General features: G+C 49.2%; 24 protein-coding genes. 22 read left to right on the plus strand and 2 right to left on the minus strand.

Features of this window, described 5'->3' with window-relative positions:
• The first annotated feature begins 170 nt into the window (after window positions 1-170).
• Genes C8D98_RS02645 through C8D98_RS02700 form a run of 12 tightly spaced genes read left to right on the plus strand, consistent with a single transcriptional unit; the run spans window position 171 to window position 11,135 of the window.
• Complete coding sequence (locus C8D98_RS02645; protein WP_132871775.1) at window positions 171-839, plus strand: acylneuraminate cytidylyltransferase family protein; 669 nt, start codon at window positions 171-173, stop codon at window positions 837-839.
• A complete protein-coding gene (locus tag C8D98_RS02650; RefSeq protein ID WP_207891231.1) occupies window positions 836-1,921 on the plus strand; it encodes a hypothetical protein in 1,086 nt (361 codons plus the stop codon). The genes C8D98_RS02645 and C8D98_RS02650 overlap by 4 nt, the downstream gene beginning before the upstream one ends.
• Window positions 1,911-2,663: an HpcH/HpaI aldolase family protein gene (locus C8D98_RS02655; RefSeq protein ID WP_132871778.1), complete on the plus strand. Its 753-nt coding sequence runs from the start codon at window positions 1,911-1,913 to the stop codon at window positions 2,661-2,663. The genes C8D98_RS02650 and C8D98_RS02655 overlap by 11 nt, the downstream gene beginning before the upstream one ends.
• Window positions 2,663-3,616 carry a phosphoglycerate dehydrogenase gene (locus tag C8D98_RS02660; RefSeq protein ID WP_132871780.1) on the plus strand — a complete coding sequence of 318 codons (954 nt, stop codon included), beginning with the start codon at window positions 2,663-2,665 and terminating at the stop codon, window positions 3,614-3,616. The genes C8D98_RS02655 and C8D98_RS02660 overlap by 1 nt, the downstream gene beginning before the upstream one ends.
• The gene (locus C8D98_RS02665; protein WP_132871781.1) at window positions 3,609-4,496 is read left to right on the plus strand and encodes an NAD-dependent epimerase/dehydratase family protein; all 888 of its coding nucleotides are present in this window, start codon (window positions 3,609-3,611) and stop codon (window positions 4,494-4,496) included. Before C8D98_RS02660 ends, C8D98_RS02665 begins: the two co-directional genes overlap by 8 nt.
• The gene (locus tag C8D98_RS02670; protein ID WP_186434595.1) at window positions 4,453-5,148 is read left to right on the plus strand and encodes a cyclase family protein; all 696 of its coding nucleotides are present in this window, start codon (window positions 4,453-4,455) and stop codon (window positions 5,146-5,148) included. The genes C8D98_RS02665 and C8D98_RS02670 overlap by 44 nt, the downstream gene beginning before the upstream one ends.
• Window positions 5,145-5,777, plus strand: coding sequence for an HAD family hydrolase (locus C8D98_RS02675; RefSeq protein WP_132871785.1), 633 nt, complete (start codon window positions 5,145-5,147; stop codon window positions 5,775-5,777). The genes C8D98_RS02670 and C8D98_RS02675 overlap by 4 nt, the downstream gene beginning before the upstream one ends.
• 11 nt (window positions 5,778-5,788) lie before the next feature.
• Window positions 5,789-6,601: an ABC transporter permease gene (locus tag C8D98_RS02680; RefSeq protein WP_165871167.1), complete on the plus strand. Its 813-nt coding sequence runs from the start codon at window positions 5,789-5,791 to the stop codon at window positions 6,599-6,601.
• Window positions 6,601-7,770 (plus strand): ABC transporter ATP-binding protein, encoded by a 1,170-nt coding sequence (locus C8D98_RS02685; RefSeq protein ID WP_132871788.1) that lies wholly within the window; start codon window positions 6,601-6,603, stop codon window positions 7,768-7,770. Before C8D98_RS02680 ends, C8D98_RS02685 begins: the two co-directional genes overlap by 1 nt.
• Window positions 7,763-9,049: a class I SAM-dependent methyltransferase gene (locus tag C8D98_RS02690; protein ID WP_132871790.1), complete on the plus strand. Its 1,287-nt coding sequence runs from the start codon at window positions 7,763-7,765 to the stop codon at window positions 9,047-9,049. The genes C8D98_RS02685 and C8D98_RS02690 overlap by 8 nt, the downstream gene beginning before the upstream one ends.
• A complete protein-coding gene (locus C8D98_RS02695) occupies window positions 9,046-10,251 on the plus strand; it encodes a glycosyltransferase (protein ID WP_132871792.1) in 1,206 nt (401 codons plus the stop codon). The genes C8D98_RS02690 and C8D98_RS02695 overlap by 4 nt, the downstream gene beginning before the upstream one ends.
• Window positions 10,248-11,135, plus strand: a complete 888-nt coding sequence (locus C8D98_RS02700) for a 6-hydroxymethylpterin diphosphokinase MptE-like protein (protein ID WP_132871793.1) — start codon at window positions 10,248-10,250, stop codon at window positions 11,133-11,135. The genes C8D98_RS02695 and C8D98_RS02700 overlap by 4 nt, the downstream gene beginning before the upstream one ends.
• Here the strand turns inward: C8D98_RS02700 and C8D98_RS02705 are convergent, their stop codons facing one another.
• Window positions 11,136-11,663, minus strand: a complete 528-nt coding sequence (locus C8D98_RS02705) for a phosphatase PAP2 family protein (protein WP_132871795.1) — start codon at window positions 11,661-11,663, stop codon at window positions 11,136-11,138.
• A gap of 137 nt (window positions 11,664-11,800) precedes the next feature.
• Between C8D98_RS02705 and C8D98_RS02710 the strand changes: the two genes are divergently transcribed.
• The 9 genes from C8D98_RS02710 to C8D98_RS02750 all read left to right on the plus strand — a co-directional run bounded on the left by C8D98_RS02710 (window position 11,801) and on the right by C8D98_RS02750 (window position 23,542).
• Window positions 11,801-13,921 (plus strand): sensor histidine kinase, encoded by a 2,121-nt coding sequence (locus C8D98_RS02710; protein WP_132871797.1) that lies wholly within the window; start codon window positions 11,801-11,803, stop codon window positions 13,919-13,921.
• A 3-nt stretch (window positions 13,922-13,924) separates the two neighbouring features.
• Window positions 13,925-15,334: a sigma-54-dependent transcriptional regulator gene (locus C8D98_RS02715; protein WP_207891232.1), complete on the plus strand. Its 1,410-nt coding sequence runs from the start codon at window positions 13,925-13,927 to the stop codon at window positions 15,332-15,334.
• Window positions 15,335-15,543: 209 nt separating this feature from the next.
• Window positions 15,544-16,968, plus strand: coding sequence for an aldehyde dehydrogenase family protein (locus tag C8D98_RS02720; protein ID WP_132871798.1), 1,425 nt, complete (start codon window positions 15,544-15,546; stop codon window positions 16,966-16,968).
• Between the two features lie 300 nt (window positions 16,969-17,268).
• Window positions 17,269-18,615 carry a 4-aminobutyrate--2-oxoglutarate transaminase gene (gene gabT / locus C8D98_RS02725; RefSeq protein WP_132871800.1) on the plus strand — a complete coding sequence of 449 codons (1,347 nt, stop codon included), beginning with the start codon at window positions 17,269-17,271 and terminating at the stop codon, window positions 18,613-18,615.
• Window positions 18,616-18,749: 134 nt separating this feature from the next.
• Window positions 18,750-19,988 (plus strand): ABC transporter substrate-binding protein, encoded by a 1,239-nt coding sequence (locus C8D98_RS02730; RefSeq protein WP_132871802.1) that lies wholly within the window; start codon window positions 18,750-18,752, stop codon window positions 19,986-19,988.
• Between the two features lie 215 nt (window positions 19,989-20,203).
• Window positions 20,204-21,088, plus strand: a complete 885-nt coding sequence (locus C8D98_RS02735; protein ID WP_132871804.1) for a branched-chain amino acid ABC transporter permease — start codon at window positions 20,204-20,206, stop codon at window positions 21,086-21,088.
• A 12-nt stretch (window positions 21,089-21,100) separates the two neighbouring features.
• Window positions 21,101-22,114: a branched-chain amino acid ABC transporter permease gene (locus C8D98_RS02740; RefSeq protein WP_132871806.1), complete on the plus strand. Its 1,014-nt coding sequence runs from the start codon at window positions 21,101-21,103 to the stop codon at window positions 22,112-22,114.
• Window positions 22,115-22,116: 2 nt separating this feature from the next.
• Window positions 22,117-22,848 (plus strand): ABC transporter ATP-binding protein, encoded by a 732-nt coding sequence (locus C8D98_RS02745; RefSeq protein ID WP_132871807.1) that lies wholly within the window; start codon window positions 22,117-22,119, stop codon window positions 22,846-22,848.
• Window positions 22,829-23,542: an ABC transporter ATP-binding protein gene (locus tag C8D98_RS02750; RefSeq protein ID WP_132871809.1), complete on the plus strand. Its 714-nt coding sequence runs from the start codon at window positions 22,829-22,831 to the stop codon at window positions 23,540-23,542. The genes C8D98_RS02745 and C8D98_RS02750 overlap by 20 nt, the downstream gene beginning before the upstream one ends.
• Before the next feature lie 79 nt (window positions 23,543-23,621).
• Here C8D98_RS02750 and C8D98_RS02755 read toward each other — a convergent pair whose 3' ends face one another.
• Entirely contained in the window at window positions 23,622-23,963 is a 342-nt protein-coding gene (locus C8D98_RS02755) for a YgiW/YdeI family stress tolerance OB fold protein (RefSeq protein WP_132871810.1), read from the minus strand.
• 155 nt (window positions 23,964-24,118) lie between these two features.
• Here C8D98_RS02755 and C8D98_RS02760 point away from each other — a divergent pair, with 155 nt between their 5' ends.
• Window positions 24,119-24,871: a DUF4198 domain-containing protein gene (locus C8D98_RS02760; RefSeq protein ID WP_132871812.1), complete on the plus strand. Its 753-nt coding sequence runs from the start codon at window positions 24,119-24,121 to the stop codon at window positions 24,869-24,871.
• The last annotated feature ends 1 nt before the right edge of the window (window position 24,872 follow it).

The following is a 24,872-nucleotide window of genomic DNA, read 5'->3' on the forward strand; positions in this document are numbered from 1 at the left end:
GCAGGATTATTAACAAACATCTGACTATGAGATATCGGCGGATTGAATGTGGAAGACTGCCACGGGCTGAAGCCCTCGCAGAGACGACTGTTTGTCTTCGCGAGGAGCGAAGCGACGCGGCGATCTGCCATAAACAGAATGCCCTTATTAACTAATTACGAGGCGGTAATATGAAAGTAACGGCACTGCTCCCCATGAAAGGCAATTCCGAAAGGGTTAAGAACAAGAATATGCGTGATTTCGGCGGGAAGCCGCTCTATCACGCCGTGATGAGCGTGCTCCTTAAATGCAGGAACATCGACAGGGTGGTCATAAACACCGACAGCGAAATAATAAAAAATGATGCGCTGAAAAATTTCGACCGTGTTCAGGTTATCGACAGACCCGTTGAGATTCAGGGTGATTTTGTGGCCATGAACGATATCATAGCCTATGACCTGTCGAAACTGGACGGCGAATATTTCCTCCAGACCCACAGCACAAATCCGCTGGTCAGCCCGGAGACAATAGACAAGGCAATCGAATATTTCTTTGAAAATCTTAATAAATATGACTCAGTCTTCTCGGTTACCCGTTTGCAGACACGCCTTTACTGGGCGGACGGCAGCCCCGTTAACCACAACCCCGCAGAACTTCTGCGCACACAGGATCTTCCCCCTGTATACGAGGAGAACAGCAACTTTTTCGTATTCAGCAAAGCCTCTTTTGCCGCCGCAGGCAACAAGCGCATAGGGCTTAAACCCGCCATGTTCGAGATGAACAAGCTGGAAGCTGTCGACATTGACGAGCCTGAGGACTTTGAACTGGCGGAACTTCTTTACACCAAAAGGAATAAGTGATGACCCTGCGCCGTATGGCATGGTATTTTTTCAGACTGTTCCGCAAGCTGTGCAAAACTCTTTTCGGCACACCGGAAACCGTCAGAACAATAGCGGTTCTGGGCGGAAAGGATCCGGATTTTGACAAAAAGGCCGCATGGTATGCGCCGGACACCTTCCGGTTTGTTTCCGGAAGTGCGGACTATTACCTTATTGCCGACTGGCGGCTTATCTTCATCAATTTTTTCAGACTGCATAAATGCGCTGTGACCGATGAAAATTTTTACTCAACGGAAGAGTGCACCGCATGGAGCTATCTCTACGGCGGTTTTTCGCAGAAGAACCACAAGGAACTCTCAGCAAAGAATTTTGAAGCGTTGTCAAAAAAACTCCACGGGAAAAGGCAGGCCTGCTGTTTTCTGACGGGAGAGTCCTTTTCAGATTACGAAAAGCACCCAGAGACAAGGGATATGGTTAAGGTCATATGCAACAGCGTGGTGAAAAACGACGTTTTTCTCGAATGGCTTAAGCCGGATATTCTCTGTTTTGCGGATCCGGTCTACCATTTCAGCTGGAATGAATATTCCGAAAACTTCCGCAAAGACGTGCTCAAGGCTGTTGAAAAATACGATGTGTATGTGATGATCCCTGAGAACATGGTAGCCCTGATGCTGGCGCATTATCCTCAGCTGACCGACAGAATAATTGGCATAGGCCGCAGTGCTGATTGGAACTTCCCCTCGGCGGATGATCTATCGGCAAGGTCAACGGATAACATCCTGACCTATCTTATGCTCCCCGCCGCATCCGCATTTGCCGATGAGATTTATGTTCTGGGGGCAAACGGCAGAAGCCCCGCCGACAGCATGTTCTGGAAACATAACAGCACTGTTCAGTATGACGGGCTGATGCAAAAGGTGGTGGACGCACATCCCTCTTTTTTCCGTGACAGAAATTATGTACAATATCAGAACGGACATGATGAATTAATGGAGTCCCTCTTCGCATACGGCGAGGGCAGGGGCAAAAAATACATATCGCTGAATGAATCTTATCTGCGGAGCATCTCCGCAAGGTATAACGGAGTAAAGAATGTCTCTTAAAAAGAAACTGCAAAACAACGAACTCACACTCGGTTCATGGGTCACCATCGGCCACCAGTCGGTGGTTGAGATAATGGCTTCCGCCGGATTCGAGTGGCTGACAATAGATATGGAACACAGCGTGATAGAGCTTGCGGCGGCGCAGAACCTCATCGGCCACATTCAGGCGGCGGGCATGAAAGCCCTTGTCAGAGTTGGTAAGAACGAAGAGGTGGTCATTAAGCGTGTTATGGACGCTGGAGCTGACGGAATCATCGTTCCCATGGTGAACAGCCGTGAGGACGCAGAACAGGCAGTGCGCTATGCGAAATATCCGCCCATAGGCAAAAGGGGCGTTGGTCTCGCCCGTGCTCAGAAATACGGCATCGGGTTCGACGAATACAAAGGCTGGCTCAACGATGAAGCGGTAATAATAGCTCAGGTGGAGCATATTGATTCTGTGCGCAACATAAACGACATCATCACGACACCCGGAATAGACGGCATAATAGTCGGTCCCTATGACCTTTCAGGCTCAATGAACGTGCCGGGTGAGTATGACCGTCCCGAAGTTAAGGAAGCCCTCCTTGCCGTTGAAAAGGCTTGTAAGGCGGCTAACTTTCCTCTGGGTTTCCATGTTATCCAGCCGGATTATGACAAACTGAAAGAGAAGATAGATCTCGGATATACATTTCTCGCATTCAGCCTCGATTTTCTGTTTCTGGGGCAGAAGGCCCGTGAAGAGATGGGAAGGCATAAATAATGAAGGTATTCATCTCCACCCATCCTTTTTTCGAAACGTCTCCCGTGCCTAAAAAGCTCCTTGAGGACAACGGGATAGAATACCGTCTGAACTCAAGAGGCCGCAAGCTGACCTCCGCCGAACTGGCAGAGGACATCAGGGATGCAGTGGTTCTGGTTGCGGGTACAGAGAACATAACCGAGGAAGTCTTCAAAAATGCGCCGAACCTTAAACTCATCTCCCGTGTTGGAGTGGGGCTTGACGGTGTGGATTTTGAGCTTTGCAGAAAATACGGCGTACAGGTGGCATACACCCCCGAAGCACCCACAACGGCTGTTGCGGAACTCTGCGTGGGCATGATGCTCGATCTGGCGAGAAAGATAACCGAATCGGACAAGCTCATGCGCAAAGGCGGCTGGGCAAGGCACATGGGGCTTCTGCTCCACAGCCGCACAGTGGGCATATTCGGCATGGGACGCATAGGCAAGAGCCTTGCGCATATGCTTTCAGGCTTCAACGTTAAAATTCTGGCGCACGACATCAACCCCGATATAATCTTCGGGCGCAACGAGCGCATAACCTATACGGATAAAGAGACGGTGCTCAGAAACAGCGACATAGTGAGTATTAATCTGCCGCTGAAAAAGGACACAAGAAACTTTATAACGGCAAAAGAGTTTTCCATGATGCAGAAACATGCATTTCTGATAAACACCGCCAGAGGCGGAATTGTGAACGAGGATGATCTGTACGATGCGCTGAAAAACGGTGTGATAGCCGGTTCTGCGGCAGATGTTTTCGTGGACGAACCGTACAAAGGCAAGCTTCTTGAACTGGAGAACATGATATTCACCTGCCACATGGGCGCAGCCACAACGGCCAGCCGCACCGATATGGAGGTTGAATCCGTTCAGGAGGCGGTGCGCTTCCTTACGGGGCAGAAACTTAAGAACGAGGTTTTCTCCAATGAATGAAAAGGTTATTGTTTTCGGAGGGGCGGGGTTTCTGGGATGTTATGTGGTGGAGGAGCTTCTGAAAAGGGGCTACAGGGTCACTGCGGCTGATATCAGAAAGAGCGAATATCTTCCGGAAGCATGCGAATTTGTTCAGTGTGATATTATGGACAGGCATGCGGTAAGTCAGCTTATCACTTCTGATGTGTCCTATGTCTACAACTTTGCCGGCATGGCAAATCTGGATATGGCTGTTGCGCACCCCGTTGAGACCATCGAGTCCAACATAATGGGCAACCTGAACATTCTGGAAGCCAGCAAAAATAAAAATATCAAAAGATATATTTACGCATCAAGCGCTTACGCTCTCAGCGACAGAGGCTCGTTTTACGGTGTCAGCAAACTGGCATCGGAAAAACTCACCGAGGAATATTACAGAGCGTTCGGACTGAAATTTACCATCATCCGCTACGGTTCGGTATACGGCGAGAGGGCATACGGCAACAACTATCTCTATTCGGTGCTGAAAAGCGCAATAACCGAGAAGAAGATAGTCCACGACAGGGACGGGCAGGAGGTTCGGGAGTACATCCACGCACAGGATGCCGCCACAATGTCGGTGGATATCATTGAGGATGAAAAATTCTCCAACGGACACATAATCCTGACGGGCATCGAGCGGATGCCGAGGGTGGATCTGTTCGTAATGATAAAAGAGATTCTGGGCAACGATGTGGAGATTGTGCTGAACAAAGAGGTGAACGACCACCACTATAAGCTCACGCCCTATTCGTTCCATCCCAGCGTCTGTAAAAAACTTGTACCCAACCCGTTCATAGATATGGGACAGGGGATTCTTGACTGTATCCGTGAGATACACGAGAGGGAGCACGGCGATTAAGCGTATCTTTCTTTCCCACACAATAAATTCTGAAACCCCCGCATACGGCGGAAAAAAACAGGTTGAGCTTGAGCGCACTTCCGACATGGCAAAGGGCGACACTGCCAACAATACTCGTCTGAGCATGAGTCTGCACACGGGAACCCATCTGGACATGCCCCTGCATTTCTTTGCAGACGGGCAGGACATCAGCTCTTACGGTGCGGATTTCTGGTTCTTTGAAAAGCCTCTTTTCGTGTGCGTTGAGCCTGCGGGCTATGTTATAAATGATGAACTGCTTGGCAAGCTCGACACCATCGAAGACAAAGGATATGACTGCATCATCGTCCGCACGGGTTTTGACCGTTCAGACGAAAACATGGCGGATAAAAACTTCGGTTTCCACGAATCGGTGGCGGACTATATACGGAAAAAATACAGGTCTGTCAGACTGTTCGGAATGGATACCCTTTCGGTTTCCTCTTTTCAGGACAGGATGGAGGGCAGAAAGGCGCACAGGGCTTTTCTGAATCCTGAAAGCCCGCTGATACTCCTTGAGGATATGAAACTGGACGATCCTGATATTTATAAAATAAGCAGACTTATTATATTGCCTCTGCGGGTTGACCAAGGTGACGGATTGCCCTGCACAGTGGTGGGCGAGACAGCATGATACAGAGCATAATTTTCGATTTCGACGGTGTGGTGCTGGATTCCATGCCTGTTAAAGACAGAGGATTTGAGCTTCTTTTTGCGGAGTTCGACGAGGTTTCCGTCGGAAAACTTCTGGCTTTCCACAGGGAGAACGGCGGTATATCCAGATTTGTCAAGATACGCCATATGTTTGAGAATATTCTGGGACAAAGCATAACCGACGAAGGTGTCAGCGAGTATGCCGAAAGGTATTCGAAGCTGATGCTGGCGGAGCTGACCAGTCCTAAGTATATAATAGACGAAACACTTGATTTCATTAAAGAATACAGCGGCAGAGTCCCCATGCACGTCGCATCGGGCACAGAGCAGAACGAGCTGAGATATATCTGCCAATGTCAGGGACTTACTCAGTTTTTCGGCTCAATTTACGGTTCACCTGCGCCCAAGGACAGGCTGGTGGCGGACATCATCGCCGAAAACTGCTATGACCCTGCAAAAGTGGTCATGATAGGTGATTCCACAGCGGATCATGATGCCGCAAGAGCCAGCGGACTGATATTCTGCGGCTACAACGGCGAACGTTTGAGAAAAATTTCCGATTTTTACATAGACGATTACGGCTCATTTGCCGAAAGGTTTCTGGGCTGACGGGGTTTTATTTGTTAAGCATAATCAGGGGTTCTCTGGAATTTATTCAGAATATCTACAAAGAGCGGGCGCTTGTGCTTGCGCTTTCGGTGGACGATTTCCGCCAGCAGTATCTGGGGTCATATCTGGGTCTGCTCTGGGCGCTTTTCCGCCCTCTCCTGTTCGTTGCCACCATCTGGCTGGTTTTTTCCGTGGGCTTCAAGCGGATTGGCAGCGACCATGTGCCGTTCCTGCTCTATCTTGTCTGCGGCTATGCCCCGTGGGTATATTTTGCTGACTGCGTCAACGGCGGAATGAACGCTGTTGTGAACAACAGGCATCTGGTGAAAAAGGTTGACTTCCGTGTGAGTATCCTGCCTCTGGTCAAAATAATTTCGTCTTTCTTTCTGCATCTTATTTTTCTGCTTATCATAGCGGCTATAGCTATTTATAAAGGGTATTACCCCACCGTCTACTGGCTCCAGCTTCCGTTCTATCTGTTCTGTATATTTCTGATAACCCTCGGTCTCGGATGGTTCACAGGAGCTATCCGTGTTTTCACCAAGGACATGAGTCAGGTTGTCAGCGTGATCCTCCAGACGGGATTCTGGATAACCCCCATCTTCTGGCAGGTTTCCTCCGTTCCTGAAAAATACAGAGTGTTCCTTTATATCAATCCCATGGTGTATATCGTTGAAGGTTATAGAAATACCTTCATCTATAATAAATGGTTCTTTGCGGATATAAATGCGCTTTTGTTCTTCCTGTTCTTTGCGCTCATTTTTCTGCTCATCGGTGTTGTCACCTTTAAGAAACTGCGCCCCCATTTTGCGGAGGTGCTGTAGTGAGCAGGGTAACTGTTGTCCGTGCGGAGAACATCGGCAAAGTCTACAGGCTCTATGCAAAACCTTTCGACAGGGTTCTGGAGGTTTTCAGCCCCACAGGAAAACCGAAGCATAAAGAGTTTCATGCGCTGAAAGGCGTTTCGCTGGAACTGAAACGGGGCGAGACTCTGGGGATCATCGGCCGCAACGGCCACGGCAAATCAACACTGCTTAAGATAATAGCGGGTGTCATTCAGCCCACATACGGCACAGTGCACAAGCGGGGCAGGGTGGCGGCCATTCTGGAGGTTACCTCAGGCCTTAAGCCAGAGCTGACCGGAATGGAGAACATCATCCTGAACCTTAAGATAAACGGGTTCACCGGAGATATTCTCAAAGCAAAATCGGACGAGGTCATAGCCTTTGCGGAGTTGAAAGAGCACATCAATCAGCCTGTGAAAACCTACAGCAGCGGCATGAAATCCCGTCTGGGGTTCGGCATCGCCACCTCTGTTGATCCCGATATTCTGATTCTGGACGAGGTGCTTGCGGTGGGGGATTTTGTTTTCCGTCAGAAGTGCCTCTCAAAGATAAATTCCATGCGGGAGCGGATGTCGGTGATATTCGTTTCCCACTCAATGAACGATGTCAAAATGTTCTGCGACAAGGTGATGGTCATCCGCAACGGAGAGGCTGTTTTCAACGGCAACACCGACGAGGGGATAGAGCTTTATCTGAGCAGTCAGGAGCAGAAGGGCACGGCCGAGCCGGTTCGTCCCTTCTATGGCGACATTTTCCACAATGAAGGAAAAATCAGCGACGTTACCCATTTCTGGGATAAAGAACAGTACAGGCTGGGCGAGGACATGATTTTCGAGTTCTCATTCCGTCTGCATTTCGAACCGAAGAACCTGATAATAGGAATCCCGCTGTATACTGCGGAGGGAACCCTTGTCACCGCCTTTAACACGGACACCTCAAAATTCCATTTTGATAACGCAAATAATGTGGTAAAAGGTAGATTAAGGGTACCCTGTGTGTTCAACCCGGCGGATTATATTTCCGTTATCGCCGTTGTTGACGGACGGGAGTTCCTCTACAGACAGCTCAACGGCGGCTTCTGCGTTCTGCCGCAGGAGAGGGTTTTCGGATTTGTTACTGTCGGACAGAAATGGGAGACATATGAGTGACATCAACTTTCCTCAGTTTCGTGAAATTCTTCTTGAAAAAGACAGGATCCCCAGAAAGCTTAACGAAAACGCCGAACAGCAGCGTCTGCTGTTTCTTGAACATGTCCGCAGCGGGAAAATAAAGACCGAAAAGGTTTCTGCCTGCCAGTGCGGTTCAGAATCCCTTGAAAAAATAGCCGAGATAGACCGTTTCGGTCTGCCATTCGGCTCGCTGATATGCAGGGATTGCGGACTGGTGGTAACCTCGCCCCGAATCTGTGCGGAATCACTCCCAGAATACTACGACAAATTCTATCATATACTTAACTACGGACATCTCCACGTCCATGAACAGCAGGCACTCTTCAGACTGTGGCAGGGCAGCAAGATATTCCGCATGGTGCGCCCGTTTCTGGCTGATGTTAAAGAGATATCGGTGCTTGAGATAGGAGCAGGAACCGGAAACGTTCTGACCGAGGTTGTTGCCGAAGCGGCCAAAGAGGGGATTACGGTTCATGCATCGGGCACGGAATACAGCACCGACTGCATAGAGGAATGCCGCAGATCGGGCATCAACATTGTCTACGGTGACCTGAACACCATGCTTGAGCAGGGCGGCAGGTTCGATCTTATAATTCTCAGCCACGTTTTCGAGCATTTCATCGACCTGAAAGATGAACTTTCTAAAGTAAAAAAACTCCTTAACCCGCAGGGGCTTCTCTATATCGAAGTGCCGGGGTTATGCAACATAGGCAATATTGCCACTTACAATTTCGATTTCCTCGAATATGTTATCCATGCGCACATGTATAACTTCAACAAAACTTCGCTGACTGCGATTCTGGCTTTATGCGGTTTCGAAACACTCACTGCCAACGAAAAGGCCGAGGCGGTTTTCAGACCGTCGGAAACCGCAAAAGCTGTTGATGCGAGTTCAAACTATTCATATATAATGTCATATCTGCAAGGTCTGGTTTTCAGCCGGACGTTTCTCAGAGAAGGAATAGAAAATTTCAGCACCATAAGGGCTAACCTGAAAGATGATCTGGCAACCGTTCACCGCTGGCACGACCACGAAAAAGCCGAGGCCGAGAAATTCTCCCGCTGGCACGATGCAGAGAAGGAGAGGGGCGACATTGCCCGCCGCTGGCACGAGGGAGAAAAGAAAGTTGCAACGGAACTGATGGAGACCCTTGACGTGTACTTCAAAACGCCATATACAGATGTCCGTGCAAAAATGAAGAGCTATCGGGGCATCAGGCACATCTTTGAAAAATACTATAAGAGGTATTTCGGTTGAAACTCATAATATACAGCGAGAACGACTACGGCTGCGGTGCGTCAATAGCCGCATTCCGTCTCGCCGCTGCGGCGGCAAAGACCCACGAGGTCATGTATGTTTTCGAAAAGCAGAAGAACGACTATTCGCTGTACAAAAACACGGGGATACGCCCGTGGCATCTTGGCAGAAGCTATTCGCTCCCGAAAAAAATTGTGTATAAACTCGCCCGTCTTGCCGCAAAATATACCCGTACCGAGATAAACAGGAATCTCATCTTTTCTGTTTTTCTGAGACAGGCCAGACAGTTCAGGCCGGATGTCATCCATCTGCACAACTGCTATTTCACCCAGAAACAGATAGCTCTGCTTGCTTCCGAGTTTCCGGTGGTGTGGACGATGCACGATCAGTTCGCACTGTATAAATATAACTACAAAATAACCGCTCTGGACGGCGAAGAGGTCACCTATTGCCCTGTTGAGCCGTGGCGCAGACACCTTTATAACCCAGAGGACATCGCAGGGGCTAAAGATGCGAAGATAGTTTTCACTCCCCCTTCGCAGTGGCTTACAGACCTTGCCGATGCTGTGCTCAAGGGGCGCAAAAAGGCTGTTAAGGTGAACAACGGCATCCCGCTCGGCTCACTTATCCATGTGGACAAGGCGGAAGCCTGCGAATATGTCGGCATCGATCCTGATAAATTCACACTGCTGTTTCTGGCGGGAACAGGCGCATGGAAACGCAAGAACGTTGACGCTGTCATAGAGGCTTTGAAACTGGTTCCCGAACTTGATCTTCAGGCGGTTGTGGTGGGCAGTGTGGCAAAGACCGACAAACGTGACCCCAGACTGGTGCTGAAAGGTTCCGTGACAGGAACCGAAGCCCTCAGCAGATATTACAGCTGTGCGGACGTGTTCTGTATCCCTTCAATTGTGGACAATCTGCCCAACACAGTTCTGGAAAGCTTTGCCTGCGGAACTCCCGTTCTGGGGGCAAAAACCGGCGGAATCCCTGAAATGGTCATTGAAGGCCGGACTGGCTGGCTGTTCGATCCGTATGATGTCAAAGGACTTTCAGATAAGATAAAATATCTCTGCGAAAACAGAGCAGAAATAAAAACGATAGAACCCAACTGCCGTCCCTTTGTAGAAAAATATTTTGCAGAGGATGTTATGGCGGCTAACTATGAGAAGATATATAAGGAAATTGCAGGTGGCAAATGAAAGAACTGATTAAAAATTCCCTTCCCTACAGAGCCTACAGAAAGCTGCGCTCAAAACTTATCGACGGCTACACCAGACCCTATAAGGACAAGTATGACTCGCCCGCAATGGATCTTATGGTGGAGACCTTCGGATACAAGATGGCCGGAAGGGGAATAGGTCTCACAGAGAACCACCGCAATATTCTGAAATATCAGAACGCACACAAGGGCAAAAGGGCTTTCCTTATAGGCAACGGCCCCAGTCTTAACAAACTTGATCTGACACTTTTGAAAGATGAAGTAACTATCGGCGTTAACAGCATATATCTGAACTATGAGAAGATGGGATTTCTGCCTACTCACTATGTCGTCGAGGACAACTTTGTGGCGGAGGACAGGGCGGACGAGATAAACAGGCTGAAAGGAACCCAGAAATGGTTCGGAAACTACCTGCGCTACTGTCTGAAACCCGACGACTGCACAAACTGGCTGAACGTCCGTATGAGATATGACAACTACCCCGATTTCCCCTATTTTTCAACAAATGCCGCACGTCAGGTGTTCACCGGCGGTTCGGTTACATATGTATGTATGCAGCTGGCTTACTACTTTGGAATCCGTGAGCTTTATCTCATAGGTTTCGACCACCACTACATCATTCCGCAGGAGGCGGAGGTTGAGGGGCTTAAGATAACCTCAACTGGGGACGACCCCAACCACTTCCATCCGGACTACTTCGGCAAGGGCAAGAGATGGCACGACCCGATGGTGGACAGAATGGAGCAGGGATATGCCAAAGCGGGCAAGTTCTTCGAACGTGCCGGCGGAAAAATTCGTAATGCTACGGCCGGAGGCAAGCTGGAAGTTTTTGAAAGGGTGGACTACTTCAGCCTTTTCAAATAATCACCAGCGGGCTGAGAAGCTCAGGCCGAAAGTGTGCCTGCCGATGAGCGGAAAAAGCACGGCCTTACCTGACGGTGATGTGAATATAAGTCCCGATGCGATACCCAGTGCCGCACCCACTGAAACGTCTTCGATGTCGTGTTCGTCAACGGCGAGCCTTGTCCATGAGGTGTATGCGGCCAGAGCATAAGCGGGCATGCCGTACATCCTGCCGTATCGCTCCTGAAGGAAAGACGCCGCCTGGAAAGCCATGGAAGCATGGCCGGAAGGGAAGGAATCGTCGCCGGAGCCGTCCGGTCTGTCCTTTTTTATAAACTCTTTCAGGGAATAGGTTGCGGCGATATTGGCTGAAAAAGATTTCAGAAACTCCTTCGCGCCCTCCTTATCGTTGTTTACAACCGTTGCCGAATATGCGGCGGCAGGCAGAAGAATACGCAGAACATCGCCTGATGTTCCAGCCGTGTCGTTATCGAAAGCTAAAGCCGGAAAGGCAGTAAATACAGTCAGAAAAAATATCAGTGTTTTCATATATACTCCGCTTATGAGAGTAGGTTTATTAAAATAAAAATGTCAAGATTTATAAACAAGGGTGGTCTTTGCTGAAGAAACTGGCACGCCCTTTGCATGTTCTGCTCGGTAAAATATACGACCCGAACGGGGCCGAGATGACATTCAAAGTAAAAAATTCGTTAATAACCATGACCCTGCTTCTTGTGGGGATATTAAGCCTTATCGGTGTGACATATCACAGCACAAGGGTGATAATCGACCGCACAGTCATGAACCATCAGCAGAATATCGCCGCACAGGCCGCCGCAACCACCAGCATGTGGGTTCAGCAGCAGATAAAGATCCTGAGCTCTGCGGCAAAATCTCTGGGATCAGAACCGGAAGACAACATGGTTCAGACCATGAATATTCTGAAAATGACCATGGAGGCCGGGGATTTCAGCGATGTTTACATAGGTCTTGCCGACGGCAAGATGATTGACGGTGCGGAGTGGATACCCCCGCAGGGATACGACCCAAGAATCCGCCCTTGGTACATGCGTGCGCAGAAGACGGAAACCATAGGATTTTCATATCCTTACATAGATATGACCACCAAACAGATGGTCATTGCATTATCTATGCCCATCACATCCGGACGTCAAATCAAAGGGGTTCTCAGCGCAGATACCAACCTCGATATGCTTATGAAAAACGTTGTCAACGCAAGGGCAGCCAGAGGCGGCTATACTTTCGTTGTGGGGCAGGGCGGAACCATAATCATGCACCCTGACAAAAATCTGCTTATGCGGCAGAAGGTTCAGGATGCCGATCCCAGCCTTGAGAATATTCTTAAAGTTATGAAGGGCAAGGAGTCCGGCTCTTTTTCATACGCTCAGAACGGTAAGGAATACATCCTTGCTTATCAGAAGGTTGAGAACGTTGACTGGTATCTTTGCACAACTATGACCCGTGCCAACGCCTATGAACTTTCCGGTCGTGCGTCGATGCTTCTGGCTACAGAATCGGTGCTCAAGGTGCTGGGGATTTTGGTGGTTGTTACCATGTTCGGAGTGGGTGGGAGCGCACTGGTTCTCTATCTGTATAACCGCAGGTTTGTCAATGCTATGCAGAAACAGCAGGTGCAGATCTCCGGCATGAACGAAGACCTTAAGTGGAACATTACCCGCAGGAAAGAGCTGGAAACCCACTATCAGACCCTTTTCAACGTGGCCAACGATGCCATAATGGTTCTGAAAAGCATGATATTCGTTGACTGCAATGAGAAGGCAAACGAGCTTTTCGGACTGAGCCACTACGGAATTCTGGGCAACAATATGCTCGATCTGTCCCCCGCACATCAGCCGGACGGGGTGCGCAGTCATGAAAAAGCACTGAAAATAATATCTGAGGCCGAAAAGGGCGAACAGCAGTTTTTTAACTGGAACTTCCTGCGCAGCGACGGAACTGAGTTTCCCGCCGAAGTGAGCCTAAAAAAGCTCAGACTGAACAACGAACAGCTTATTCTTTTGAGCATCAGAGATATATCAAAGCGTGTCAACGCCGAGCAGCAGCTGAGACAGGCGCAGAAGATGGCCGCAATGGGCGAGATGGTGGGAGCCATAGCCCACCAGTGGCGTCAGCCTCTGAACATCCTTTCAACCTATATCGCAAGTGTTCAGTCGGCTTACTATAACAATATGGTGAGCAGGGAGTTTGTTGACAAGGTGGTGAGCGGAGCCGACAGCCAGATTCAGTTCATGTCGAAGACTATTGACGACTTCCGGCACTTCTTCAAACCATCAAAAAGCAAGGAGCCTTTCGACTCCATCGAGGGTATTGAGAGTGCGGCACGCCTTATTTCGCCTAACTATAAAGATTGCGGCATAGAACTGACCATAATCCGCCCGCAGGAGAAATATCCTCTGGTTGTCAGCGGCTGCCGGAGCGAGTTCGTGCATGTGGTGCTGAACCTGCTGGCAAACGCACGGGATGCCATCATGGAGAAAAATCAGGAAAGCGACGAACCGAAGGACGTTTATATAGTTATTGAACATGACGACAGCAATGTTATTATAAAGGTGAAGGATACCGGATGTAAGATTGCGGCGCACATCATGCCGAAGATATTCAATCCGTATTTTTCAACAAAGACCTATGCATCAGGCACGGGAATCGGTCTGTATATGTCCCGAATGATAATCGAGAGCGAAATGCAGGGAACACTGACAGCCCAGAACTATGAACACGGAGCCGTGTTCACAATAACTCTGCCGAAGATAGCAAAAGAGGACTGAAAATTGTTTGATCTGACAGGTCTTAATCCATCGATACTTATTGTTGACGACGAGAAAGAGGAACTGCACGCATATAAATTTCTCCTTGAGTCAATGGGACTTAAGGACATAACCATATTGGACGACAGCAGGAATGTTCTGGAAACCCTTGAACAGCTTGACGCTCCCGTTGTTTTTCTCGATCTGAACATGCCGAAAAAGAGCGGAAAAGAGGTTCTGAAAGAGATAAAGGCTCAGATGCCCCATGTTCCGGTGATAATCTGCACTGCAAACAGCGACCTTGAAACAGCAGTGCAATGCCTTAAACTGGGCGCACACGACTATCTGGTAAAACCCATCAGCATGAGCACGTTCGGCTCGGCACTCAGAAACGCCAGCGAGATAGGCTCGCTCCGCTCGGAGCTTCTGTCGCTAAAGCGGATAGGAGTGGAGACCGGACTTAAGAATCCTGAAAATTTCAAGAGCATGGTGACTCAGAACAGTACCATGGAAGGGATCTTTCATTACATAGAATCCATAGCCAAAAGCGGCCAGCCTGTGCTGGTTCTGGGAGAAACGGGAGCGGGAAAGGAACTTGTTGCCAAAGCCATCCATGATTCCAGCGGGCTTAAAGGCGAGTTTGTGGCTGTGGATGTTTCGGGTCTTGACGACTCACTCTTCTCCGACACCCTTTTCGGTCACGCCAAGGGCGCATACACAGGGGCGGATAGCAACCGTCCGGGGCTTGTGGAGCGTGCGGCGGGCGGAACCATCTTTCTGGATGAGATAGGCGATCTGAACGAAACGTCTCAGGTAAAACTGCTCCGGCTGATGCAGGAGCGGATATATTATCCGCTGGGTTCGGACAAACCGAAACAGTGTCAGGCGAGGATAGTGGCCGCCACCAATAAAGACCTGAACGCAATGACGATCACGGGGGGAAGCTTCCGCCGTGACCTTTACTACAGACTCAGCACCCATCTTATAAAACTGCCCTCCCTGCGTGAGCGCAAAGAGGATATTCCGCTTCTGACTGAATATCTTGCGGAGGAAGCCGCCATTGGGATGGGCAAGCCCGTTCCGGTGTTCAGCCCGCAGGCGATGCGTATGCTGATGGCACATGATTTCCCCGGAAACATCAGAGAGCTTAAAACCTATATCTATGATGCGGTTGCAAGATGCAGTGGTGACATCATGGAGGACAGGTTCATTGCGGAGCGTCTGGGTGAGCTGACCCGTGAGCAGACGGTTCAGATAATCTCCGGCGAGCCTCTGGAGCAGATATTCGGTCATTTCCCCACTCTGGAGGAGATAACCCAGTATGCAGTTACATCGGCTATGAAATCCGCCAACAATAACCAGTCGCAGGCGGCAAAACTTCTGGGTATCTCAAAACAGGCTCTTAACAAGCGTATCCAGAAGCGGGGAAGATAGAATTCTTTACGCAGAGATTCTTCACTCCGTTCAGAATGACAGGGAAGTCACTCTGAGCGATGCGAAGAGTCTCTTTTGTGTGTCAATCAACGTGGTCAACAAAAGTTGACCCCCGTCAACCATAACTGCCGATAATCCGTCTAAATCCATAGTATTTTCTGGCACTGTTCTTGCGTCCGCTAAGCCCATAAGATTTCACGAGGTGAGCGATGAAGCAGTATAAAACCTTGATCGGAGGGGAATGGGTCGAGTCGGCCAAGACGCTGGAGGTGAAGAACAAATACAATAACGAAGTCTTCGCCGCAGTTCCCGTTGCCGATGAAAAAGAGACGCAGAGAGCCATAGACATTGCTGAAGAGGCTTTCAAAACCTTCAGAAAATGCCCTGCGCACAAGAGATCGGAAATACTTGAAAAAACATCCGACATTATCCTCAGAAGAAAAGAGGAGATTGCCGAGATCATATCAAAAGAAGCAGGAAAAGCATGGAAATTCTCCATGAACGAGGTCTACCGCAGTGCGGAAACCTTCAAATTTGCCGCTGAAGAGGCAAAAAGAGTGCATGGTGAAACCATTCCTGTGGATGCCAGCGCATTCGGTGAAAACCGTGTGGGCTACTACATAAAAGAGCCTCTGGGCGTTATAGGAGCCATCACTCCTTTCAACTTCCCTCTGAACCTCGTTGCTCACAAGGTTGCACCCGCAATCGCAACAGGTAACACTGTGGTTCTGAAACCCGCATCCAGCACGCCTTTGTCTTCAATCATCCTTGCGGAGATAATGGAAGAGGCAGGGCTTCCCGCAGGCGTTCTTAATGTTGTTATAGGCTCCGGCGGAACAGTGGGCGACACCATCGTGGCGAGCCCCAAATGCAAAAAGATCACTTTTACCGGTTCACCCGGCGTGGGCGATCAGATAATCAAAAAAGCTGGCATAAAAAAGGTCACTCTTGAACTTGGCAACAACTCCGCAACCATCATCGAAGCCGATGCGGATGTTGAAAAAGCCGCTGCAAGATGCGTTGTAAGCGCATTCTCAAACTCAGGTCAGGTATGTATCTCACTCCAGAGGATATATGTGAACAGAGCTATAGCCGATGAGTTCTCAAAGGTATTCGTTGAGAAGACAAAGGCTCTCGTTGTAGGCGACCCTATGGATCCCAAATGCGACGTTGGCCCCATGATCGACGGAAAAGAGCTTAAGCGTATCGATGAATGGGTTCAGGAGGCTGTGGCTCAGGGCGCAGTTCTTGCCGCAGGCGGAAAAGTCGTCGGCAACGTTTTCGAACCCACTGTGCTCACGAACGTTACCGAAGACATGAAAGTTATGTGCATGGAGACGTTTGCTCCCGTTGTTTCAATCGTTGCTTACGATGATTTCAGCGAGGTTATCCAGCGTGTCAACCATTCCGACTTCGGCCTTCAGGCTGGTGTGTACACTAAAGATATCAACAAGATACTCGAAGCGGTGGAAGACCTTGAAGTGGGCGGCGTAATGATAAACGACACAGCCACCTACAGAGTTGACCACCTTCCCTATGGCGGAAACAAACTTTCAGGTCTCGGCCGTGAGGGCGTTAAGTTCGCAATGGAAGATATGCTAAGCATCAAAATGGTGATGATAAACAGAAACTGATGCGTTAACGGCTGAAAAGCCGGAACGTAGATACTGCAAAAAAGATTTTATAGACTATAAAAGAGCAACTCATAACGCACGAGTCAACCCGTGCTCCTTGCCCCGTACATTGTGCGGGGCTTTTTTTGTCAATTTTCGATTATCAGCGGATGGGAGGGTCAATAATTGTTGACGCTCTCTTCAATAAAAATTGACATCCATGTTGGTTAAAAAGCAAAGGTCTTGTTTATCAGTGGTTTGTTATGTGGCACAGCTGTTGCTTTAAAGTGGTAAATAACATCAAATCCCCGGAGGATAGCTATGCTGAAAGGCGATGAACTGGCGCAGATATCTGCACCTCAAAGTGAAAAGACTAAAGAACTGCTTCTGAAAAAGGAAGCGTATGTTGCATCGGGAATTTCCGCATCGGTGCCGATCTTCATCAAACAGGCCAAGGGTGCTGTCATTGAAGACATCGACGGCAACCGCTACATAGATTTTTATGCAGGGATCGGTGTCACCACAGCGGGGCACTGCCCGGAACCCGTTGTTGACGCCATAAAGGAGCAGGCTGAAAATCTGCTCCACTCATGTTTCATGGTTTCCATGTACGATTCATACGTTGAGCTTTCCAAAAAGCTTACCGAAATAGCTCCCGGCAGCTTCGACAAGAAAGCGATGCTGGTTAACAGCGGCGCAGAGGCTGTTGAGAACGCAGTGAAAATAGCCAGAGCCTACACAGGCAGACAGGGCATCGTGTGCTTCGAATCAGGTTTCCACGGCCGTACTCTGCTGACAATGTCTCTCACGAGCAAGGTTAAACCCTACAAATACGGTTTCGGCCCCTACGCTCCCGAAATATACAAAGTTCCCTTCCCCAACCTCTACAGAGGCCAGCTCCACGTCGGCAAAGAGGACGCTGTCAAAGCTTATCTTGACTATTTCGAAAGATTTTTCGCCGCAGAGGTCGATCCCTCTCACATAGCGGCCATCATCATTGAACCTGTTCAGGGCGAGGGCGGCTTCAACGTTACTCCCAAAGAATACATGAAAGGCCTCAGAGAGCTTTGCGACAAACACGGCATCCTGCTTATTGCCGACGAAGTGCAGACTGGTTTCTGCCGTACGGGCAGGATGTTTGCAATGGAGCACTACGATGTGTCCGCTGACCTGATCACAATGGCGAAGTCAATCGCATCGGGTATGCCCCTTTCCGCAGTCGTCGGCCGCAAAGAGGTTATGGATTCTGTGGGCGCAGGACGTATCGGAGGAACCTACGGCGGTAACCCCGTTGCATGCAGGGCTGCACTGGCCACCATCAAATACATGGAAGATAATAAGCTGGCTGACAAATCCGCCGATCTCGGCGAAAAGATCGTAGCAAGAGTCGGAAAACTTCAGGCCGACTTCCCTGTTATCGGCGACATCCGCAATCTGGGCAGCATGATAGGCATCGAGTTCATCAAAGACACAGCAACAAAGGAACCCGACAAATACAGTGTAACCGCAATCATCGAAGAGTGCCGCAAAGAGGGTCTGCTTCTTATCGGAGCAGGCATATTCGGCAACGTTATCCGTATGCTCCCTCCTGTGGTGCTGACGGATGCACAGTTTGAGCAGGCTATGGGCATTTTCGAGAGCGCAGTGCGCAAGGTCCTCAGCAAGTAAATATTTGTCATTCTGAGCTTTGCAAAGAATCTCTGAACTGAGATCCTTCGGCGAAGACCTCAGGATGACGGCAAAATAGCAATACTAAATGAAGCTCTCTGCCTAACGGCAGTGAACAATAAGGAGGGTATTTTATGAATCTGAAGAAATTCATAGTTCCTGCCATAGTTCTGGCAATGGGAACAGCATCTTTTTCCGCTTACGCTGCAGAAAAAGTTGTAAAAATCGGTAACATACTTCCCCTGTCCGGTCCCTCTGCCTCTGTGGGCATTCAGGGCAAACAGGCAAGAGAAATGGCTGTTGACGAGATCAACAAAGCCGGCGGTATCAAGGCTCTGGGCGGCGCAAAGCTGAAGCTTCTTTTTGCTGACAGCAAAGGCGACCCCACAACAGGTGTTACAGAGACAGAACGTTTCATCAACACAGAGAAAGTAAGCATCCTTACCGGTGCTTGGAACTCATCCGTAACATATCCCGCAACTCAGGTTGCAGAGAGATACGGCATTCCTTTCGTTGTTGAAGTTTCCGTTCGCGACACCATAACAGAGAGAGGATTCAAAAACGTATTCCGTATCGCTGCGAAAGATTCATGGTGGACACGTGACCAGTTCCGTTTCCTCGCCGACATGCAGAAAGAGTTTAAAACCCCCATCAAAAAAGTTGCTTTCGTTTATGAAAACGGCGACTGGGGAACAGGTTTTGCAGAAAAATGGCGCGGACTTGCAAAAGCTGCCGGCTATCAGGTAGTTCTTGACGAACCCTATCCCAGCACAGCAAGCGACCTGACTCCCGTTGTGCTGAAACTTAAAAGATCCAACCCCGACGTGGTCTTCATGACCTCCAATGCGGCGGATGCTATCCTCCTTACAAAAACAATGACAGACCTTAAGGTCAACGTTAAAGCCATCGTAACATCAGGCGGCGGCCACGCAGATCCTTCATATCTTGAAGCTGTCGGCAAAAACGCTGAATACCTGTTCGATATCGTTGAGTGGGAAACAGACCTTAACAGACCCGGCCTTAAAGAGACCAACGACAAGTTCAAAAAACTCTACGGCTACAACCTGACAGGTGAAGCGGTTGATGCTTATGCAGCTATGTATCTTATCAAGGATGTTCTTGAAAGAGCAAAATCAACAGACCCCAACGCTCTGCGTGCGGCTCTGGCTGCAACAAACCTGAAAGGCGGCAAAACAGGTCTGCTGGCTTATGACAGCATCCAGTTCGACCAGACGGGACAGAACAAGAACGCAAGCCTTGTTGTTGTTCAGGTCAGAACCGGCAAAGACGGCAAAATGGACAGAATCTCCGTTTGGCCCAAGAACGTCAGAAGAGCCGGATACAAAGTGGTATTTCCCCAGCCTGGTAAATAATTAAAGCACAGCAGTCTGTGCATTGTATTTAGAAAAAAGTACAGCAGGCTTACCGGTTGAGACTGCCACGCTGCGCTCGCAGTGACGTCATAGCGAGGAACGAAGTGACGTGGCTATCTCATTCTTTGGTTATCTGTTCGTACATTGGGATTTCTCAGAAAGATAAAGGCCGGAGGTTCAGGCTTCCGGCCACTCTTTAAAAGGGAGTTATTATTATGATCGGCTATATAGAATCCGTCATCAACGGCATACTCATGGGCTCGATATACGGGCTCACTGCGGTGGGGCTTACCCTGATCTTCGGGGTGATGAAGGTGGTAAACTTTGCTCACGGCTCAATCCTCATGGTGGGGATGTTTGCTGCATACTGGTTTATTAAGCTGACAGGGTTCAACCCCTATCTGGCGCTTTTCGTTGTGGTTCCTATGCTCTATTTCTTCGGTTATTATATGCAGAAAATAGTCATCAAACCCATCTTTGAGGCTGAGAAGCATGTCAGAGAGCCTATCACTGTCATCATTGTAACAACGGGTATCTGGTATGTTCTGGATAACCTCGCACTGCTGGTTTTCGGTGCCGAGTTCCGTGTGGCTGAAACTTCCGTAACGGGAAAGATGGTTGAGATCGCAGAGATGTATTTCCCTCTGGCAAAGCTGATCGGGCTGGGGCTGACACTGCTTCTGGGTGCATATCTCTACTGGTTCCTCAAACACTCCAGAATGGGCAAGGCGGTCAGAGCCACCAGTCTGGACAGAGAGGCGGCAACCCTTATGGGCATCAAGCAGAGCCGGATTTACAACGTGGTATTCGGAATGGGATGCGCCTGCTGCGGTGTTGCGGCATGTGTTCTTGTTCCCTTCTATTATGTTTACCCTACAGTCGGTGTGCCTTTTGACATCAAAGCGTTCGTTATCGTGGTTCTCGGGGGACTGGGAAGTATCCCCGGAGCGATTCTGGGCGGAATAATCATCGGAATCATCGAGACAGTGGGTGCGCAGTTCATGGCGGCCACCTGGACGGAAATGCTTATCTACGCATTCTTCCTCGTGGTTCTGTTTGTTAAACCATCGGGTCTTTTCGGCCTCAAACAGGACTATTAAGGGGGCTGACCAATGAAATTTCTAAGCAACGTATCAACAACACATAAAGTTTTTGCGGCTCTTGTGCTCGCAGTGCTCTACGCTCTGCCGATATTCATCAAAAGCCCTGTTATGCTTCAGATATTCATCCTTATTTTCTTTTATGCGTATCTGACTTCTTCATGGAACTTTGTAGGCGGTTTCGCAGGGGTTCTGCCTCTGGGTCACTCTGCCTTTGTGGGTCTGGGAGCATACACTTCAACGCTTCTCTACCTGACATACAACATCAGCCCGTGGATCGGTATGATAGCGGGCGGTATAGTGGCTGTGTTCTTCGGGCTTCTGATAGGTATTCCCACTCTGAAACTGCGGGGTGCGTATTTCGCACTGGCAACCATAGCCTTTGCCGAAGGTCTCAGGGTGCTTGTGGAAAACCTTGAAAAGATAGGCCCTTTCGAGATAAGAGGCCCCAAAGGTCTGCTTATCAACCTTGTGGGCAACTCTTTTGTGGATTTCCAGTTCCTCAGTAAGGTGCCTTACTACTATATAATCCTGACGATGCTTGTTCTGGTTCTGATACTGACCTTCTTCATGATGCGCTCCAAAGTGGGCTACTATCTGGCGGCTGGCGGTGAAGAGCCGGAAGCGGCGGAAGCTCTGGGTATCAAAGTTTCAAAATATAAGCTCATCGCAATGGCAATCAGCTGTTTCCTGACAGCTCTGGGCGGGACTTTCTACGCTCAGCTGGTGCTCTATTTCTATCCGAAATCCATCATGGGACTGGATATGTCATATGAAATAGCCTTTATAGCCCTTATCGGCGGCAGAAGCACAATTCTTGGCCCTGTGCTCGGAGCGTTTCTGCTTCGTCCCGTTGGCGAGCTTACCAGAATATATCTGGGCGACACACTGCCCGGTCTTCACCTTATCATCTTCGGTCTGGTGCTTATCATCGTAATGCGCTATCAGCCCCGTGGTCTTGTGGAGCCTGTTTCCAAGTGGCTCAAGGCTCTTTTCGACCGCATTGAGAACAGAGGGAGGGCATAAGCATGGCACTTTTGGAAGTTAAAAACGTAACAAAACAGTTCGGCGGCCTGACAGCCGTGAACAGTGTGGACATGGAAGTGCACGAAGGCCAGATAGTCGGTATCATCGGCCCCAACGGTGCTGGAAAAACCACCCTGTTCAGCTGTATTGCGGGTTCACACGTTCCCACAAAGGGCAGCATAAAATTCAACGGAACAGAAATAGCGGGCAAAAAGCCCTATGATATATGCAAACTGGGCGTAACCAGAACCTTTCAGGTGGTAAAACCCTTTGCAAACAAGACGGTGCTCTATAACACCACAGTGGGTGCATTTGCGAAGACCAACCTGCTGGACAAAGCCGAAGAGAAGGCTATGGAGGTTCTTAAGCTCATCGACCTTTATGACAAGAAGGATATTCCGGCGAAAAACCTTACCCTGCCCGAGCGCAAGAGGCTGGAACTGGCCAGAGCACTGGCCACGGAGCCAAAACTTCTGCTTCTTGACGAGGTTATGGCGGGTCTCCGCCCTTCGGAGGTTTCGGAGATGCTTCCCGTTATCCGCAAGATAAACTCCGTGGGCGTGTCGATCATCATTGTCGAGCACATCATGCAGGCCATTATGAACCTGTCTGAAAAGGTCTACGTTATCAATTTCGGTAAAAAGATAGCCGAGGGCGACCCTCACAAGGTGGTTGCCGAGGAAGAGGTTATCAAAGCCTATCTGGGGGATGAATATGTCGCTAATAGCCATTGAGAATCTTAGTGCCGGATACGGCGAGATAGGCGTTCTTTTCGACGTCTCCATGCGTGTGGAGGCGGGCGAGGTGGTGAGTATCATCGGAGCAAACGGCGCAGGAAAATCAAGTCTGCTGAAAGCCATGTCCGGTCTTATCCGCCCCACAGCAGGAACAATAACCTTCAACGGCGAGAACATAACTCAGCTTCCCGCCGATGAGATAGTTGAGCGGGGACTTGTCCATGTGCCCGAAGGCAGAAGACTGTTCAGCCTTATGACGGTTTATGAGAACCTTGAGATGGGGGCATTCAGCAAACATGCTCAGAAGGATTTCAAAAAGAATCTGGAGGACGTGCATAAGCTTTTTCCCAGACTCGCAGAGCGTGGCAAACAGCTTGCGGGAACCCTTTCAGGCGGCGAACAGCAGATGGTTGCCATCGGCAGGGGCATAATGTCCAGCCCGAAGGTAATGATGTTCGACGAGCCTTCTCTTGGTCTGGCTCCGGTTCTTAAAAAGGATATCTTTGCTGCGGTGAAGAGAATCGCCGTTGAATACGGCACAACGATTGTTCTTGTTGAGCAGGACGTTATGAACTCGCTGGCAATCAGCGACAGGGCATACGTTATGGAGCAGGGGCAGATAGTTATCGAGGGAACGGCTCAGGAACTTTTGAAAGATCCCCACATCAAAGAAGCATATCTGGGCGTATAATCGTCATACTGAGGCAGAGTCGAAGTATCGCATTCAGAATGACTTAAAACATATGGCGGGGGTTTTCGCTCCCGCCTTTTTATTCTCCGAGAACGGTCATTCCGCCGACGTCGATCTCAACCTCGTCAATTTCGTCTTTTTCAACTTCGCCCCGAATCTCGACCCGAACCATCGGATCGACCTTCACATCCGGATAGACCTCTCTGTCCACCTGAATCTTAATGTCCGCTGTTCCGTCGGAGAAAACAAAGGTACTGCTGTCCAGTTTTCTGATTATGTAGCCCTGAAAAACCACAGGCGCATCGTCAACAGGTTTTTTGATGACAGCCGCAACGTCCGCATACTTCGGCAGAGTTGCATATGCAGATGAAAATGCTGTCAGGATACCCAGAGAAATAATTGAAAGCGTGCGTCCCTTCATGCTGATAACCCTTGATATTTGTCTGATATATTATATCATCGAAAACTGTATATCATAAAAAGTTCGAAAAAATAAGAACGTAATACTTTTTGTGTTTTATTATTACTTATTCTGTGCTACTATCCGTCATTGATTTCAGAATAACGGAGGGTATTATGAAAAAAATTCTCACACTAATGCTTGTGCTGACAGCGTTTTGCGCTCATGCACACTTTCAGGTTCTGATGCCGAACACAGATGCGGCCACACAGCAGAACAGAAACATCAAGTTCGATATGTTCTTCACACACCCCTTTGAGCAGGGTCCCATGATGGAGATGGTGAAGCCCAAGGCGGTTGATCTCTATCTGAACGGTAAAAAAGAGAATCTCATGGGCGGCATAAAGCAGGTTAAAAGATCGGGGAAATCCGCATGGGAGTTCTCATATCAGATGAAAAAGCCCGGCGACCATATTTTTGTGGTGACACCTGACTACTACTTCGAACCTGCGGAATCAGTGTTCATTCAGCATATAACAAAAACGGTTGTGAACGGTTTCGGCATGGAAGAGGGCTGGGACACCCCGGTCGGACTTAAGGCCGAGATAGTTCCGCTGACTCGCCCCTACGGGCTTTACACCGGCAACGTTTTCACCGGAAAGGTGCTTTACAAGGGCAAGGCGGTTCCCTATGCTGAAGTTGAGGTTGAGTATTACAACGCAGGCTCAAAGGTTAAAGCTCCCACAGGCACTCATATCACTCAGGTGGTGAAGGCCGACGGAAACGGTGTGTTCACCTATGCCATGCCTTTCACCGGATGGTGGGGTTTTGCGGCACTCATCGAGGATGATGTGAAGCTGAAAAAAGACGGAAAACAATACCCTGTTGAGCTTGGTGCTCTTATCTGGGTAAAAACATACGGTAAGTAAT

Origin of the sequence: Seleniivibrio woodruffii (assembly GCF_004339245.1) — a bacterium.
Taxonomy (GTDB): domain Bacteria; phylum Chrysiogenota; class Deferribacteres; order Deferribacterales; family Geovibrionaceae; genus Seleniivibrio; species Seleniivibrio woodruffii.